General features: G+C 62.3%; 11 protein-coding genes and 6 tRNA genes. 4 read left to right on the forward strand and 13 right to left on the reverse strand.

Annotation, left to right across the window (positions count from 1 at the left end):
- The first annotated feature begins 4 nt into the window (after positions 1 to 4).
- Entirely contained in the window at positions 5 to 3,301 is a 3,297-nt protein-coding gene (locus PVV54_RS18245; RefSeq protein ID WP_274906598.1) for a bifunctional diguanylate cyclase/phosphodiesterase, read from the forward strand.
- Between the two features lie 49 nt (positions 3,302 to 3,350).
- Here the strand turns inward: PVV54_RS18245 and PVV54_RS18250 are convergent, their stop codons facing one another.
- From PVV54_RS18250 to gltX, 12 genes are all read right to left on the reverse strand, one after another.
- Positions 3,351 to 3,794: an Hsp20 family protein gene (locus PVV54_RS18250; RefSeq protein WP_016392971.1), complete on the reverse strand. Its 444-nt coding sequence runs from the start codon at positions 3,792 to 3,794 to the stop codon at positions 3,351 to 3,353.
- Between the two features lie 210 nt (positions 3,795 to 4,004).
- Entirely contained in the window at positions 4,005 to 4,976 is a 972-nt protein-coding gene (locus PVV54_RS18255) for a tRNA dihydrouridine synthase (protein ID WP_274906599.1), read from the reverse strand.
- 51 nt (positions 4,977 to 5,027) lie between these two features.
- Positions 5,028 to 5,462: an acyl-CoA thioesterase gene (locus PVV54_RS18260; RefSeq protein WP_274906600.1), complete on the reverse strand. Its 435-nt coding sequence runs from the start codon at positions 5,460 to 5,462 to the stop codon at positions 5,028 to 5,030.
- Positions 5,463 to 5,505: 43 nt separating this feature from the next.
- Positions 5,506 to 6,339: an alpha/beta fold hydrolase gene (locus PVV54_RS18265; RefSeq protein ID WP_274906601.1), complete on the reverse strand. Its 834-nt coding sequence runs from the start codon at positions 6,337 to 6,339 to the stop codon at positions 5,506 to 5,508.
- 22 nt (positions 6,340 to 6,361) lie between these two features.
- A complete protein-coding gene (locus tag PVV54_RS18270) occupies positions 6,362 to 6,901 on the reverse strand; it encodes a TetR/AcrR family transcriptional regulator (RefSeq protein WP_274906602.1) in 540 nt (179 codons plus the stop codon).
- A 174-nt stretch (positions 6,902 to 7,075) separates the two neighbouring features.
- Positions 7,076 to 7,151, reverse strand: a tRNA-Glu gene (locus PVV54_RS18275).
- A gap of 42 nt (positions 7,152 to 7,193) precedes the next feature.
- Positions 7,194 to 7,269, reverse strand: a tRNA-Ala gene (locus PVV54_RS18280).
- 64 nt (positions 7,270 to 7,333) lie between these two features.
- A tRNA-Glu gene (locus PVV54_RS18285) sits at positions 7,334 to 7,409 on the reverse strand.
- A gap of 43 nt (positions 7,410 to 7,452) precedes the next feature.
- Positions 7,453 to 7,528, reverse strand: a tRNA-Ala gene (locus tag PVV54_RS18290).
- A gap of 53 nt (positions 7,529 to 7,581) precedes the next feature.
- Positions 7,582 to 7,657, reverse strand: a tRNA-Glu gene (locus PVV54_RS18295).
- Between the two features lie 71 nt (positions 7,658 to 7,728).
- Positions 7,729 to 7,804: transfer RNA gene (locus PVV54_RS18300), tRNA-Ala, on the reverse strand.
- A gap of 278 nt (positions 7,805 to 8,082) precedes the next feature.
- On the reverse strand, positions 8,083 to 9,564 hold the full coding sequence (gltX, locus tag PVV54_RS18305) for a glutamate--tRNA ligase (protein ID WP_274906603.1): 1,482 nt from the start codon (positions 9,562 to 9,564) through the stop codon (positions 8,083 to 8,085).
- 143 nt (positions 9,565 to 9,707) lie between these two features.
- Between gltX and PVV54_RS18310 the strand changes: the two genes are divergently transcribed.
- On the forward strand, positions 9,708 to 10,763 hold the full coding sequence (locus tag PVV54_RS18310) for an HlyD family secretion protein (RefSeq protein WP_274906604.1): 1,056 nt from the start codon (positions 9,708 to 9,710) through the stop codon (positions 10,761 to 10,763).
- Positions 10,753 to 12,303 carry an MDR family MFS transporter gene (locus tag PVV54_RS18315; protein ID WP_274906605.1) on the forward strand — a complete coding sequence of 517 codons (1,551 nt, stop codon included), beginning with the start codon at positions 10,753 to 10,755 and terminating at the stop codon, positions 12,301 to 12,303. Before PVV54_RS18310 ends, PVV54_RS18315 begins: the two co-directional genes overlap by 11 nt.
- 107 nt (positions 12,304 to 12,410) lie before the next feature.
- On the opposite strand, the gene uvrB is transcribed toward PVV54_RS18315, so the two are convergent.
- Positions 12,411 to 14,426: an excinuclease ABC subunit UvrB gene (gene uvrB, locus PVV54_RS18320; RefSeq protein WP_274906606.1), complete on the reverse strand. Its 2,016-nt coding sequence runs from the start codon at positions 14,424 to 14,426 to the stop codon at positions 12,411 to 12,413.
- 287 nt (positions 14,427 to 14,713) lie between these two features.
- Here uvrB and PVV54_RS18325 point away from each other — a divergent pair, with 287 nt between their 5' ends.
- Positions 14,714 to 15,910 (forward strand): amino acid aminotransferase, encoded by a 1,197-nt coding sequence (locus PVV54_RS18325; protein ID WP_274906607.1) that lies wholly within the window; start codon positions 14,714 to 14,716, stop codon positions 15,908 to 15,910.
- Positions 15,911 to 15,922: the final 12 nt, after the last annotated feature.

A 15,922-nucleotide genomic window follows, 5' to 3' on the forward strand; every position in this document is an offset into this window, starting at 1 on the left:
ACCAATGCCCAAATCAGCAAACCGCTTTCCGCGCCTGCCGCGTATCCCTGCGGCTGATCCCCAGGAGTCGGAACAGGCCTGGCAGAACGCCCCGCAGCTGCTCGCCGCGCTCAACGGCGCGCGCCTGGGGGCTTGGCTATGGGACATCGAGAGTGGCCGGGTCAGCTGGTCACGCGGCACCCAGGCACTGTTCGGCTTCGACCCGCAGCGCCCCCTGCCCAATGCGGTCGATTACCTCGACTTGCTGCCCGAAGAGGACCGTGCCCGCACTCGCCAGCTGTTTCAGGCGGTGGTCAATGGCGAACCGGTGGAAAAAGCCATGCGCCATCGCATTCGCTGGCCGGACGGCACGTTGCACTGGCTGGAAATCAACGGCAGCCTGACCTACGACCTCCACGGCCGCAGGCAGATGATTGGGGTCATCCGGGAAATCACCCGCCAGCGCGAGCGCGAAACGGCGCTGATCAACTCGGAAAAGCGCTTTGCCACGCTGTTCCACCTGAGCCCGAACGCCATCCTGCTGACCCGCCGCAGTGACGGCATGATTTTCGAGGTCAACCAGCACTTCGAAGACATGTTCGGCTGGCCCGGCAGCCAGGTGATCGGCAAGACCAGCCTGGAGCTGGGGTTGTGGGTCAACCCCGAGCAGCGCCTCCAGATCATCGATGCCACCCGCGCCAATGGCGGACCATTACCGATTGAAGTGCAGTTCCGTGCCAGCACCGGCAAAATCCACGACGGCATCCTGTGCACCCAAGGCATCGAACTGGAGGGGGTAACCTTCCTGCTGAGCACGTTCGTCGACACCACCGAGCGCAAACGCGCCGAACAGGCACTCAAGGACAGCCAGGAACGCCTGGACCTGGCCCTGGACTCCGCGCAGCTAGGCACCTGGGACTGGCACATCCCCAGCGGCATGCTCTATGGCTCGGCCCGCGCCGCGCAATTGCACGGCCTGGACCCGGTGCCGTTCCATGAGTCGTTCGACGCCTTTTTCGAAGGGGTGCCGGAAGATGAGCGGGACACGATGCGCCATGCCTACCGCAGCCTGCGCGAAGGCCCGGCCGGCAATTACCAGATCACCTACCGCGTGCAGCTGGAAAACGGCGCCTCGCGCTACATCGAGAGCCGCGCACGGCTGTATCGCGACGAACACGGCAACCCGCTGCGCATGGCCGGCACCCTGCTCGACATCACCGAGCAAGTCGAGCGCGAACTGCGCCTGAGCGCTTCGGAAGAGAAGTTCGCCAGCCTGTTCCAGGTCAGCCCCGACCCGATCTGCGTCACCCACCAGGACACCGGCCAGTTCATCGAGGTGAACCCGGCTTTTACCCAGACCTTTGGCTGGGAAGCCGACCAGGTGATTGGCCGCACCGCCGAGCAAATCGGCCTGTGGGCCGAATCGATCGAGCGGGCCCGGCGCATCGAGCGGGTAATCCGCGAGCAAGCGCTGAGCAATGTCGCCGTGGTGGTCAACCACCGCGACGGCACGCCGTTGACCTGCGTGATTTCCAGCCGGTTGATCACCGTCGACAACCAGGCCTGCAGCGTCACCACCCTGCGCGACATTACCCAGCAGCAGCGGGCCGAGGCCGCACTGAAATCCAGCGAAGAAAAGTTTGCCAAGGCCTTTCACTCAAGCCCCGACGCCATCACCATCACCGAGCGCCAGAGCGGCCGGTACCTGGAAGTGAACGATGGTTTCTGCCGGCTGACCGGCTATAGCCCGGAAGAGGTGGTAGGCCAGACGGTGTACGAGATCGGCATCTGGGCCGACGACAAACAGCGCGCCGCCCTGCTCACCGAGCTGAAGGAGCGCGGCCGCGTGCACCACCGGGAAATGCTCGGGCGCAACAAGCGGGGCGACATTCTCACCGTGGAAGTGTCGGTGGAGCCGATCAGCCTCAACGAGGTCGACTGCCTGCTGCTTAACGCACGCGATGTCAGCCTGTTGAAGAACGCCCAGGCACAAATCCGCCACCTGGCCTACCACGACCCACTGACCAACCTGCCTAACCGCGCCCTGCTGATGGACCGCCTGAGCCAGCAAATCGCCTTGCTGCGCCGGCACAACCTTCGCGGCGCTTTGCTGTTCCTGGACTTGGACCACTTCAAACACATCAACGACTCCCTCGGCCACCCGGTGGGTGACACCGTGCTGAAGATCGTCACTGCCCGCCTGGAGGCCAGCGTGCGCCTGGAGGACACCGTGGCGCGCCTGGGCGGCGACGAGTTCGTGGTGCTGATCAGTGGCCTGGATGGCAGCCGCGAGTCGGTGGAGAGCAAAGTGCGAGAGCTGGCCGACACCCTGCGCGAGCTGCTGGCCGAACCGATGTCGCTGGATGGCCAGCGCCTGCAGGTAACACCGAGCATTGGCGTGGCGCTGATCCCCGACCACGGCGCCACCCCGGCCGACCTGCTCAAGCGCGCCGATATTGCCCTGTACCGGGCCAAGGATTCCGGGCGCAACACCACCCAATTGTTCCACACCACCATGCAAAAGGCCGCCAGCGAGCGCCTGCGCATGGAAAACGACCTGCGCCTGGCCTTGGCCCGCGGCGAACTGGCCCTGCACTTCCAGCCCCAGGTGGATGCCCGCGACAACCGCATTGTGGGGGCCGAAGTGCTGCTGCGCTGGCATCACCCACTGCTGGGCCAGCAACCGCCGTCGCAGTTTATTCAGGTGCTGGAAGAAAGCGGCCTGATCCTGGAAGTTGGCAGCTGGATTCTCGACGAAGCCTGCGATGCCTGTGCGCGCATGCTCGAAGACGGGCTGATTGACGCCGACGACTTCAGCCTGTGCGTGAACATCAGCCCAAGGCAATTTCGCCAGAATGATTTTGTGGAACGGGTGCTGCGCAGCCTGGACGATTACCGCTTGCCTCGGCACATGCTCAAGCTGGAGATCACCGAAGGCATCGTGATCCAGAACCTTGAAGACACCATCAGCAAGATGCGTGAACTCAAGCGCTACGGCGTGACTTTTGCAATGGACGACTTCGGCACCGGCTATTCATCACTCACCTACCTCAAGCGCCTGCCAGTGGATGCGCTGAAAATCGACCAGACCTTCGTGCGCGATGCGCCGATTGACCCTAACGACGCCGAAATCGTACGGGCCATCGTGGCCATGGCGCGCAGCCTGGACCTGGCGGTGATTGCCGAAGGGGTGGAGTTGAGTGAGCAACTGGCGTTTCTGGAGTTGCTCGGTTGCCACTTGTATCAGGGCTATCTGCACAGCCGGCCGCTGCCGTTGCCGGAGTTTCGGCAGATGCTGCTGGAGGCGCCAGCGGATTACTGACCCACGAAAAAGGGCACCCGAAGGTGCCCTTTTTGTCATCCCGCCGAACTCAGTTCAGCGCTGGCTTGTCGCCATTGATCGGGATGCGCTTGGCCTTGGCTTCTTCCGGCACGATGCGCAGCAGGTCGATGCTGAGCAGGCCGTTGGCCAGGCCCGCCGACTTGACCTCGATATGGTCAGCCAGGCGGAACGACAGTTTGAAGGCGCGCTGGGCAATGCCCTGATGCAGATAGGTCACTTCAGCGGCGCCGTTTTCGCGCTTGCCACCGATAACGGTCAGGACGCCTTTTTCGACCTGCAAATCGAGGTCCTGCTCCTGGAAACCGGCTGCGGCAACCACGATGCGGTAGTGGTCATCGCCATGTTTTTCAACGTTGTAGGGAGGGTAGCTGCTACCCGCTTCGTTGCGTGCCGCGGACTCGAACAGGTCGTTGAAACGGTCGAAGCCAACGGAATGGCGGAACAGTGGAGCGAGAGAGAAAGCGCTGGTCATGGTCATTAACTCCTGAGATTCAGCAAGTAAGTCATTGCGCGACCCGACTTCGGCATCGCGTACTCAAGAGATAGGGTCGAGGGGAACGCTTTCAAGGGGACAGTGTAAAAATTTGATGGCCCTTCGCGGCGGTCCGACGTCTCGGTGAATCCGCTCCTACAGGGGGGGCGCGGCCCTTGTAGGAGCGGATTTATCCGCGATTAAGCCGGCTCAGGCAACACAAGCTTCGAAAGCAGCAGCCTCAACCCCCAGCAACCGGCTGATCCGCGCGCAATCATCCTCACGCCGCAGCTCGGCAAACAACACCACCGCCTCCGGGTAACTGCGGGTCAGCATTGCCAGCCACTGCTTCATCCGCCCCGGCGCATAGCGCGGCGACAGTTTGGCCTGGGCCTGGCGCCAGAACTCGCGCAACAGGGGCAGCAGGTCATCCCAGCTCATCGGCTGATACTCACGCCCATCCCGTGCGGCAGCAATTTGCAGGGCCAGATCGGGTCGCGACACCAGGCCACGCCCCAGCATGATGTCCTCTGCCCCGCTAACCTCCCGGCAGCGCCGCCAGTCATCGACCGTCCAGATTTCACCATTGGCGAACACCGGCACGCGGACCACATCCTGCACCCGTGCCACCCACTCCCAGTGGGCCGGCGGCTTGTAGCCCTCGACCTTGGTGCGCGCATGCACCACCAGGTGCGCCGAACCGCCCTCGGCCAGCGCGGTGGCGCATTCCAGCGCACCGTCCGGGCTGTCGAAGCCCAGGCGCATTTTCGATGTGACCGGAATGTGCGCAGGCACCGCACGGCGCACTTCACGCACGATGGCATGCAACAGCTCAGGCTCCTTGAGCAGCACCGCCCCGCCCCGCGACTTGTTCACGGTCTTGGCCGGGCAGCCGAAGTTCAGGTCGATCACCGGCGCCCCCAGCTCGCAGGCCAGAGCGGCGTTTTCGGCCAGGCATACCGGGTCCGAGCCCAGCAACTGCACACGCATGGGCACACCGGCGGCGGTGCGAGCGCCGTGGCGCAGCTCAGGCGCGAGTTTGTCGAACGACGACGCTGGCAGCAGCCGGTCGCACACGCGGATGAACTCGGTGACGCACCAATCGATGCCGCCCACCCGGGTCAGGACGTCGCGCAGGATGTTGTCGACCAGCCCCTCCATGGGGGCCAGGGCAATTTGCATGTTGGGGTCTCGGTGCGAAAAGGCGGCAGTCTAGCAAAAAAAAGGGCCGTTTCAGGCACCGATCAGCGCCGGGCCGTAACCGTCGAGGAATTCGGCCGGCATGCGCTTGGGCTTGCCGCTGGACAGCTCGATACAGGCAAAGGTGGTTTGCGCGCGCAACAGCGTCACCCCGTCACGTGGGCGTTTGAGCTGAAAGCGCCGGGTCATGCGCAGGCGTTGGTCCCAGTCGATGATCCAGGTGGCCAACTGCAGCTCGTCATCTTCGTAGGCGGCGGCCAGGTAGTCGATTTCATGGCGCACCACCGCCATGGCGCGGTCCAGCCGGCGGTATTCGGCCAGGTCCAGCCCCAGGCGCTGGGAATGGCGCCAGGCGCAGCGTTCCAGCCAGGTGACGTAGACCGCGTTATTGGCGTGACCGAGGCCGTCGATGTCCTCGCTGCCCACACGCAAGTCGATGATGAATGGCGTTGCCAGGTCCCAGCTCATGCCCGCTCCCAATGTCAATGAACGGGCAGAGTGTAATGGAAGCTCACGCACTTTGCCGCGCGGGTGCACTGGCCCGGGCCAGCAATTCGAGCACAGCCTCGCTCAGGCGCGGGTCGGCCAGCACCCGCTGGTGGCCCCCTGCTTCCAGCAGCAACAGGCGGCTGTCAAACCAGGCTTTGTGAATCAGCTGGGCCTCGTTGGCCGCCACCAGCTCATCATCGGCAGCGTGCACCACCAGCCCCGGCAATTCCAGTTGATAGCCACTGACGTCCAGGCGTGCGATCTGCATACCGATATCCCGTTCGACCTGGCGCATGAACGCAACCCTGGCTCGAGCCGGCATACCCAGCCGCCGAGCAAAACCACGCATAACCCCCTGCAACTGCGCAGGCGCGGCGATGCTGACCGCCGCCTCGGCACGCAAGCCCATCTGCAGCGCCAGCATGACGCTGGCACCGCCCATGGAGTGGCCGATGACTGCCCGCAGCGGCGGCAACTCGGCAGCCGCCTCCAGCAACGCCCGGGCAAACAGCACCACATTGGCCTGATGCCCGGGTGAACGCCCATGGGCAGGGCCATCCAGTGAAACCACCGTGTGGCCTGCCTTTACCAGCGTTTCGATCAGCGCAGCAAACTGCGTGGGGCGCCCTTCCCACCCGTGCATCAACAGCACGGTCGGGCCCTGCCCCCAACGCAGCGCAGACAGCCCGAAGCGCAGGGTGATGCGTTCGGCACTGGCCAGCAGCGGCAGCTCCCATTGCCGCGGCGGCAGGCTGCGCGGCGTCATGAAGGCGCGGCGCATCTTGCCGGCAATGTGCTCGGGGACCAGGTGGCCCAGGGTGCCGTTAACGCCACGAATCCAGCTCAGGGTAGTCATCGCCTTGCTCCACGCTGTGAGTTCAGATAACCGCCGATTTGGCGGCACGCAAGATTCGGTCGGACAACTCCCCTGTACCCAGCGCACGCGCCAGGGCCAGGCCGCCAATCATCAAGGCCAGGTCGGCCAGTGCCTTGTCGGCATCTTCCGGGCGATCGACCATTGCCGCAGTCATCAACTCGATGTGCTCGGCCAGCACTTCGCGGAAAGCGTCTGGCAAGCGCTGCATTTCACCCAACGAGTTCGGTAACGGGCAGGCATGAATTTCGGCATCACGGTGCTTGCGCGACAGGTAAAAGGCGCTCACCAGTGCACGCCGGCCAGCGCCATCAAGGCTGGGGTCAACCCCGGCGAGCAACGCCCGGCGCTCGCCAAGCAGTTGGCGAAATGCCTCCAGCATGAGTTCGTCCTTGCTGTCGAAGTGGGCATAGAAGCCACCCACGGTCAGCCCCGCCGCCCCCATCACCTGGCTCACGCTCGGCTCTGCCGGGCCGTGCTGGATCAGTGCACTGCGGGCGGCCTCAAGAATGCGCTCACGGGTTCTGGACTTCTTGTCGTTCATGGCTCGGCTCGATCGTGAAATATGATGATCGAAATATTATTCTCATAATATTTTTCTGCAAGCTGAATTTGCTGCCGCCGGTCGGGGATGCATATTTTGGGGGGAGGTAGAAAAACAAAAGGCCCATTCAATAAGCGAATGAGCCTTTAAAGTCCCGCAAAACGCGGGTAAACGTGGCGTCCCCTAGGGGACTCGAACCCCTGTTACCGCCGTGAAAGGGCGGTGTCCTAGGCCACTAGACGAAGGGGACGTAACCTTCGCGAAGATTCACAAGCGTGAACCCTGGCAGAATTGGTGGAGCTAAGCGGGATCGAACCGCTGACCTCCTGCATGCCATGCAGGCGCTCTCCCAGCTGAGCTATAGCCCCGAAAACAAAAGACTCATTCAACATTCGAATGAGCCTCTTTAATTCCCGCAAAGCGCGGGTAAAGTGGCGTCCCCTAGGGGACTCGAACCCCTGTTACCGCCGTGAAAGGGCGGTGTCCTAGGCCACTAGACGAAGGGGACGTAACCTTCGCGAAGATTCACAAGTGTGAACCCTGGCATAAATTGGTGGAGCTAAGCGGGATCGAACCGCTGACCTCCTGCATGCCATGCAGGCGCTCTCCCAGCTGAGCTATAGCCCCGGATTTTTAGCCTCGCGGCCCAGCGACATCCTGAAACATCGCTTGTGTAAAACTGGCGTCCCCTAGGGGACTCGAACCCCTGTTACCGCCGTGAAAGGGCGGTGTCCTAGGCCACTAGACGAAGGGGACGAACCTTCTTACCTTCAAGACCCGGTTGCTGGACCCGGTCTTGCTTACCGGCAATGCCGTTAAGCGGAATTTGGTGGAGCTAAGCGGGATCGAACCGCTGACCTCCTGCATGCCATGCAGGCGCTCTCCCAGCTGAGCTATAGCCCCACAATGTCGCTTTGAACTGAATCACCGGCTGGGTGCCTGGCGCTTCGTTTCGTTCATCGCTGTGGACGGGGCGCATATTAAGATCGGATTGCAGGGCTGTCAAACTAATTTTTGAAATTAATCAAAATTTTTTTCACAGATAACAACCACTTACCGCCCTGCCCTTCCAATTTCTTGCGTAAAACCCTGTAGGAGCGGCTTCAGCCGCGAACACCGGCAAAGCCGGTGCCATTCACCGCGTGGGCGCAATCGCGGATAAATCCGCTCCTACAACAGCCTCAGGCGATGGTCGCCAGCAGCTTTTCCCACTCTTTGTTTTCTTTCTTCGACACACCACCCAGCAGGTCCAGTGCCTGACGCAGGCGGTAACGGGTCAGGTCCGGGCCAAGGATTTCCATGGCATCCAGTACCGACACCGAGCTGGCCTGGCCAGTAATGGCGGCAAACATCAGCGGCATGGCATCACGCAGCTTCAGCTCCAGCGCCTCGACCACGGCCTGAATGCAACCGGTGATGCGCTCTTTCTCCCACTGGCGCAGGCTTTCGAGCTTCCACAGGATCAACTGGATCACCTGGCGCACCTGGTCGGCCGACAGCTTCTTGCTTTCGAACAGCCTGGCATCAAGCTTCAACGCGCCTTCGAAGAAGAAACCACCCAGCGGGGCGACCTGGCTGAAGGTTTCGACACGGCCCTGCACATGCGGGGCGATCTTCATCATGTAGTCGCTGTTGAACGCCCACTTCTGCAGGCGCGCGGCGAATTCTTCCACCGGCAACTCGCGCAGCCACTGGCCGTTCAACCACGACAGCTTCTCGATGTCGAAAATCGGGCCGCCCAGCGAGATACGCGACAGGTCGAAGTGCTCGACCATTTCCGCCAGCGAGAACTTCTCGCGCTCGTCCGGCATCGACCAGCCCATACGCCCCAGATAGTTGAGCATCGCCTCGGGCATGAAGCCCATGCGCTCGTAGAAGGTCACCGAGGTCGGGTTTTTGCGCTTGGACAGCTTGGACTTGTCGGGGTTACGCAGCAGCGGCATGTAGCACAGCTTGGGCTGCTCCCAACCGAAGTACTCATACAGCTTGATCAGCTTCGGCGCCGACGGCAGCCACTCTTCACCACGCAGCACGTGGGTGATGCCCATCAGGTGGTCATCGACCACGTTGGCCAGGAAGTACGTCGGCAGGCCGTCGTTCTTCATCAGCACCTGCATGTCCATGCGGTCCCACGGGATTTCGACGTCACCACGCAGCATGTCCGGCACCACGCAAATGCCTTCGCTCGGCACTTTCATGCGGATCACGTGGGGCTCGCCGGCGTCCAGGCGGCGCTGCACTTCTTCGGCGCTCATCTTCAGGGCGCGGCCGTCGTAGCGCGGGGTTTCGCCACGGGCCATCTGCTCGGCGCGCATCTGCTCCAGCTCTTCGGCCGTGCAGAAGCAATAGAAGGCGTGGCCGGCATCAACCAGCTGCTTGGCGTACTTGGCGTAGATCTCGCCACGCTCGCTCTGGCGGTACGGGCCGTGCGGGCCGCCGACATCCGGGCCCTCGTTCCATTCGATGCCCAGCCAGCGCAGGGCGTCGAAGATCTGCTGCTCCGACTCGCGGGTCGAGCGCAGCTGGTCGGTGTCTTCGATGCGCAGGATGAACTCACCGCCGTGCTGCTTGGCAAAGCAGTAGTTGAACAGGGCGATGTAGGCGGTGCCGACATGGGGGTCGCCAGTGGGCGAAGGCGCGATACGCGTGCGAACGGTGGTCATGGAGAGTCTCGAACGAAAGATGAAACAAAGGCGGGATGTTAGCAGGGAGCAGGCACCCGGCTCCAGCAATGGCGCGAACGTCACTTGTGAAGGGGCCGTGTGTCGCTGTTAAATTTGTTTACATTTTTGGAACGATAGTCCCCATGCCAGCCCAACTCAAACGCCGTTTACTGATCTTTTTCACGCTTGTAGCGATCATCGCCCTCGCCTTTCTGGCCCATTGGTACTTCAAAGGGCGCTTCTATGAGAGCACCGACAACGCCTACGTACAGGGCGAGATCACGCGTATCTCCAGCCAGTTGGGCGCGCGCATTGACGAGGTGCGGGTAGACGACAACCAGCACGTGAACAAAGGCGACCTGCTGGTGCGCCTGGAGGTGGCCGATTTCGACCTGGCCGTGCAACGCGCCCGCGCCGCGCTGGCCTCCCGGGAAGCCGAGCGTGCCCAGGCCGAGAGCCGCCTGACCCAACAGTCCAGCCTGATAGCCGCCGGGCAGGCCCAGGTCGCCGCCAACCAAGCCACCTTCGACCGCTCGCGACTGGACCTCACCCGTGCCGAAAAACTGCGCGCACCAGGGTATGTTTCAGAAGAGCGAGTCACTACCCTGTCGGCAGAAAACCACGTGGCCGGCTCGCAAGTCGACAAGGCTCGCGCCGACCTGCAAAGCCAGCGCCAGCAAGTCAGCGCCCTGACCGCGGACCTCAAGCGCCTCGATGCGCAAATCGCCAACGCCCGAGCCGAACTGGCCCAAGCTGAACTGAACCTCACCCGCTGCGAAATTCGCGCACCGATCAGTGGCACCATCGGCCAGCGCAGCGCGCGCAACGGCCAAGTGGTTCAGGCCGGCGCCTACCTGCTGTCGATCGTGCCGGATGAAGCCATCTGGGTGCAGGCCAATTTCAAGGAAACGCAAATCGGCCACATGCAGGCGGGCCAACGCGCCGAACTGGTGTTCGACAGCTACCCGGACACGCCGATCGAAGGCCGCGTGCAAAGCCTGTTCGCCGCCTCCGGCGCGCAGTTCAGCCTGCTGCCCCCAGACAACGCCACCGGCAACTTCACCAAGGTGGTGCAACGCATCCCGGTGAAGCTGACCTTCGCCGCCGACAACCCGCTGCACGGCCGCATACGCCCGGGCATGTCGGTGACCGCTACCGTCGACCTGCGCAGCGAGGATGAGGGCCGCAATGGCCGGTGATCAGTTGCTGCGGCCGACCGCTGAGCCAACCCGACGCGACTGGATCGCGGTAATGAGCGTGATGCTCGGCGCGTTCATGGCGGTGCTGGACATCCAGATCACCAACTCCTCGCTAAAGGACATCCAGGGCGCGCTGTCGGCAACCCTGGAGGAAGGCTCGTGGATTTCCACGTCTTATCTAGTGGCCGAGATCATCATGATCCCGCTGACCGCCTGGCTGGTGCAGTTGCTGTCGGCACGCAGGCTGGCGGTGTGGGTGTCGGTGGGGTTCCTGCTGTCTTCGTTGCTGTGTTCGATGGCCTGGAACCTGGAAAGCATGATCGTATTCCGGGCGCTGCAGGGGTTTACCGGCGGCGCGCTCATACCCCTGGCATTTACCCTGACCTTGATCAAGTTGCCCGAACACCACCGTGCCAAAGGCATGGCCATGTTCGCCATGACTGCCACCTTCGCGCCCTCCATCGGGCCTACCCTGGGCGGCTGGCTGACCGAGAACTGGGGCTGGGAGTACATTTTCTACATCAACATCCCGCCCGGGCTGCTGATGATTGCTGGCCTGATGTACGGGCTGGAGAAGAAAGAAGCCCATTGGGAACTGCTGAAAAGCACCGACTATGCCGGCATTGTTACCCTGGGGCTTGGGCTGGGCTGCCTGCAGGTGTTTCTGGAAGAAGGCCATCGCAAGGACTGGCTGGAGTCCAGCCTGATTGTCGGTTTAGGCACCATCGCCCTTATCAGCCTGATTACCTTTGTGATTTTGCAGTTTTCAAAACCACACCCGCTAATCAACCTGCGCATCCTCGGCAACCGCAACTTCGGGTTGTCGAGCATCGCAAGCCTGGGCATGGGTGTGGGGTTGTACGGGTCGATTTACCTGCTGCCGCTCTACCTCGCACAGATTCAGGGCTACAACGCCCTGCAGATCGGCGAAGTGATCATGTGGATGGGGGTACCGCAGTTGTTCCTGATTCCGCTGGTGCCGCAGTTGATGAAGGTGATTTCGCCCAAAGTGCTGTGCGCGCTCGGCTTCTGCCTGTTCGGCGCAGCCAGCTTCGGTTCGGGCGTGCTCAACCCGGATTTTGCAGGGCCGCAGTTCAACCATATCCAGATAATCCGCGCGCTCGGCCAGCCGATGATCATGGTGACCATCTCGTTGATTGCCACAGCGTATATCCAGCCGCAGGATGCGGGGTCGGCGTCGAGCCTGTTCAACATTCTGCGCAACCTGGGCGGCGCCATCGGCATCGCTTTGCTGGCCACGTTGCTGGATGCTCGCACCAAGGTGTATTTCGATTACCTGCGCGAGGCAGTGGTGCCCAGCAACCCGCAGGTGGCCGAGCGGTTGGCGCAGCTGGCGGAGCGGTTGGGGAATGACAATGCGGCGCTGGGCAAGTTGAGCGAGATTACCCACCAGCAGGCGCTGATCATGGCCTACAACGATGCTTTCCATTTTGTAGGGATCGGGTTGGCGGTGAGCATGGTGGCGGTGTTGTTGACGCGCAAATTGCCCCAGGGCCTGAAAGCGGGCGAAGCCCACTGATAGCGCCGTCTGTGTGGGAGCGGCCTTGCCGGGGCGCTCCCACAGGGATCGCGCCAGCTTGTAGAAATTGAGTAAGACAGTTGCCCCCCACACCGACCGCGTTGACTTCAGCTGGCAATCAACCGTTCACGCAACTGCGCAATTTCGTCACGCAACTGCGCCGCCGCCTCAAACTCAAGATCCCGGGCAAACTGCATCATCTTCTCTTCAAGCTGCTTGATACGCTTGGTGATCTCGCCCGGCGTACGCAGTTCGGCTTCGTAACGGGCACTCTCCTCCGCCGCCTTGGCCATGCCTTTGCGCTTTTTACTGCGGGCACCGGGTACGGTGGCGCCTTCCATGATGTCGGTGATGTCCTTCACCACGCCCTTGGGCACGATGCCATTGGCCTGGTTGAAAGCAATCTGCTTCTCGCGGCGTCGCTCGGTCTCGTCGATGGCGCGCTGCATGGAACCGGTGATGTTGTCGGCGTAGAGGATGGCACGGCCGTTGAGGTTACGCGCGGCACGGCCGATGGTCTGGATGAGTGAGCGCTCGGAACGCAGGAAGCCTTCCTTGTCGGCATCGAGAATCGCCACCAGCGACACCTCGGGCATGTCCAGGCCTTCACGCAGCAGGTTGATGCCCACCAGCACATCGAAGGTGCCCAGGCGCAGGTCACGGATGATCTCCACCCGCTCCACCGTGTCGATGTCCGAGTGCAGGTAGCGTACCCGCACATCGTGGTCAGCCAGGTAATCGGTCAGGTCTTCGGCCATGCGCTTGGTGAGCGTGGTGGCCAGCACCCGCTCGCCGTCGGCAACCCGCTTGCGGATTTCAGAGAGCAGGTCGTCCACCTGGGTCAAGGCCGGGCGCACTTCCACTTGTGGGTCGACCAACCCGGTTGGGCGTACGACCTGTTCGACCACCCGGCCAGCATGCTCGGCCTCATAGGGCCCAGGCGTGGCGGAAACGAAGATGGTCTGCGGGCTGACCGCCTCCCACTCGTCGAAGCGCATCGGCCGGTTGTCCAGCGCAGACGGCATGCGGAAGCCGTATTCCACAAGTGTTTCCTTGCGCGAGCGGTCCCCTTTGTACATGGCGCCAACCTGCGGAACGCTGACGTGGGACTCGTCTATCACCAGCAACGCATCCGGCGGCAGGTAATCGTAGAGGGTGGGCGGCGGCGCCCCCGCCGGACGACCGGACAGGTAGCGCGAGTAGTTTTCGATACCGTTGCAGTAGCCCAGCTCCAGGATCATCTCCAGGTCAAAGCGGGTGCGCTGCTCCAGGCGCTGGGCCTCGACCAGCTTGTTGGCCTTTTGCAGGTACTCAAGGCGGTCCTTGAGCTCTGCCTTGATGCCCTCCACCGCTTCCAGCAACGTTTCCCGCGGGGTGACGTAGTGGCTCTTGGGGTAGAAGGTGAAGCGCGGCAGCTTGCGGAAGACCTCGCCGGTGAGCGGGTCGAACGCGGCGATGTTTTCCACTTCGTCGTCGAACAGCTCGATGCGGATGGCTTCAAGGTCGGATTCGGCCGGAAAAATGTCGATCACGTCACCGCGCACGCGGAAGGTGGCGCGGGCAAAGTCCATTTCGTTGCGGGTGTATTGCAACTCGGCCAGGCGGCGCAACAGTTCACGCTGGTCCAGTTTGTCGCCACGGTCGACGTGCAGGACCATTTTCAGGTAAGCCTCGGGGCTGCCCAGGCCGTAGATGCACGACACGGTCGTGACAATGATTGCATCACGCCGCTCCAGCAGCGCCTTGGTGGCCGACAGGCGCATCTGTTCGATGTGGTCGTTGATCGAGGCGTCCTTCTCGATGAACGTGTCCGACGACGGCACATACGCTTCAGGCTGGTAGTAGTCGTAATAGGAAACGAAATACTCGACGGCGTTGTGCGGGAAAAAGGCCTTGAACTCCCCGTACAGCTGCGCCGCCAACGTTTTGTTGGGTGCCAGCACCAGCGTCGGGCGCTGCACCTGCTGGATCACGTTGGCGATGCTGAAGGTCTTGCCCGAGCCCGTTACCCCGAGCAGGGTCTGGTGCGACAGGCCCGCCTCGATGCCTTCGACCATCAGGCGAATGGCCTCGGGCTGGTCGCCGGCCGGCTGAAAACGGGTGACGAGCTGGAACTCGGACATGTCGGACCTCGCGGTAACGCAGCAACTGTAAATTTAGCCAGTAGTCTATACCCAAATGCGCCGGTTCGGGGCTGGAATAAGGGCGCAGTTGTGAACACTCATTGCGGTGGACCTGGCAATTCGACCAATGGTCGAAAAATATTTGCGCAAATCGCCGTAAAAGCTGCGCCACACTGTCGCAGTGACCGGTCGGTATCACTATACTGACTCCCCGTTTGTGCACCGCTTCAGTGCATTCGGCTGGAGCGTGTACGCCCTATCACTCTCCATTCAGAGCCAAAGTAACAATGAGCCTGTTTTCCGCTGTCGAGCTGGCACCCCGCGACCCCATCCTGGGCCTCAACGAAGCATTCAATGCCGACCCACGTACCGACAAGGTCAACCTGGGCGTAGGCGTTTACTGCAACGAGGAAGGGCGCATTCCGCTGCTGCGCGCCGTGATCGAAGCCGAAACCCAGCGCGCTGCCCAGCATGCCTCGCGCGGCTACCTGCCGATCGACGGCATCGCCACCTACGACCAGGCCGTGCAAAAACTGATCTTCGGCGCCGAGTCGCCGCTGCTGGCCGCTGGCCGCGTGGTCACCGTACAGGCCGTTGGCGGCACTGGCGCACTGAAGATTGGTGCCGACTTCCTCAAGCGCCTGTCGCCCGACGCCGTTGTGGCCATCAGCGACCCGAGCTGGGAAAACCACCGCGCGCTGTTCGAGTCCGCCGGCTTCCCGGTGCAGAACTACCGCTACTACGATGCCCCGAGCAACGACGTCAACCGCGCGGGCATGCTCGAAGACCTGAACAACCTGCCGTCCGGCTCGGTCGTTGTGCTGCACGCTTGCTGCCACAACCCGACTGGCGTCGACCTGACCCTGGACGACTGGAAAAACGTCCTGGAAGTCGTCAAGGCCAAGGGCCACGTGCCGTTCCTCGACATGGCCTACCAGGGCTTTGGTGCCGGCATCGCCGAAGACGCCTTCGCCGTGCGCCTGTTCGCCGAGTCGGGCCTGGAGTTCTTCGTGTCCAGCTCGTTCTCCAAGTCGTTCTCGCTGTATGGCGAGCGCGTTGGCGCACTGTCGATCGTCACCGGCTCCAAGGACGAAAGCACCCGCGTGCTGTCCCAGGTCAAGCGCGTGATCCGCACCACCTACTCCAACCCGCCAACCCACGGCGCCACCATCGTGGCCACCGTGCTGAACAGCGCCGAGCTGTGCCAGATGTGGGAAACCGAACTGGCCGAAATGCGCCAGCGCATCCACGGCATGCGCCACCAGATGGTCGCACTGCTGGCCGAATACGGTGCCAAACGTGATTTCAGCTTCGTTGGCCGCCAGGCGGGCATGTTCTCCTACTCGGGGCTGACCGTTGAGCAGGTCGCCCGCCTGAAGAACGAATTCGGTATCTATGCGCTGGACACCGGCCGCATCGCGGTCGCCGCGCTGAACCAGAGCAACATCAAAGTGGTCAGCAAAGCGATCGTGGAAGTGCTGTAACTGCTTGATTTG

The organism is Pseudomonas sp. PSKL.D1, assembly GCF_028898945.1.
In the GTDB taxonomy this organism is placed as follows: domain Bacteria; phylum Pseudomonadota; class Gammaproteobacteria; order Pseudomonadales; family Pseudomonadaceae; genus Aquipseudomonas.

Excerpts from the sequence above, each read along its gene's own strand:
- PVV54_RS18260 (WP_274906600.1), bottom strand. The coding sequence starts at position 5,462 with ATGAGCTGGGACCTGGCAACGCCATTCATCATCGACTTGCGTGTGGGC.
- PVV54_RS18325 (WP_274906607.1), top strand. The coding sequence starts at position 14,714 with ATGAGCCTGTTTTCCGCTGTCGAGCTGGCACCCCGCGACCCCATCCTG.
- PVV54_RS18255 (WP_274906599.1), bottom strand. The coding sequence starts at position 4,976 with ATGCAAATTGCCCTGGCCCCCATGGAGGGGCTGGTCGACAACATCCTG.
- uvrB (WP_274906606.1), bottom strand. The coding sequence starts at position 14,426 with ATGTCCGAGTTCCAGCTCGTCACCCGTTTTCAGCCGGCCGGCGACCAG.
- gltX (WP_274906603.1), bottom strand. The coding sequence starts at position 9,564 with ATGACCACCGTTCGCACGCGTATCGCGCCTTCGCCCACTGGCGACCCC.
- PVV54_RS18310 (WP_274906604.1), top strand. The coding sequence starts at position 9,708 with ATGCCAGCCCAACTCAAACGCCGTTTACTGATCTTTTTCACGCTTGTA.
- PVV54_RS18245 (WP_274906598.1), top strand. The coding sequence starts at position 5 with ATGCCCAAATCAGCAAACCGCTTTCCGCGCCTGCCGCGTATCCCTGCG.
- PVV54_RS18270 (WP_274906602.1), bottom strand. The coding sequence starts at position 6,901 with ATGAACGACAAGAAGTCCAGAACCCGTGAGCGCATTCTTGAGGCCGCC.
- PVV54_RS18250 (WP_016392971.1), bottom strand. The coding sequence starts at position 3,794 with ATGACCAGCGCTTTCTCTCTCGCTCCACTGTTCCGCCATTCCGTTGGC.
- PVV54_RS18315 (WP_274906605.1), top strand. The coding sequence starts at position 10,753 with ATGGCCGGTGATCAGTTGCTGCGGCCGACCGCTGAGCCAACCCGACGC.
- PVV54_RS18265 (WP_274906601.1), bottom strand. The coding sequence starts at position 6,339 with ATGACTACCCTGAGCTGGATTCGTGGCGTTAACGGCACCCTGGGCCAC.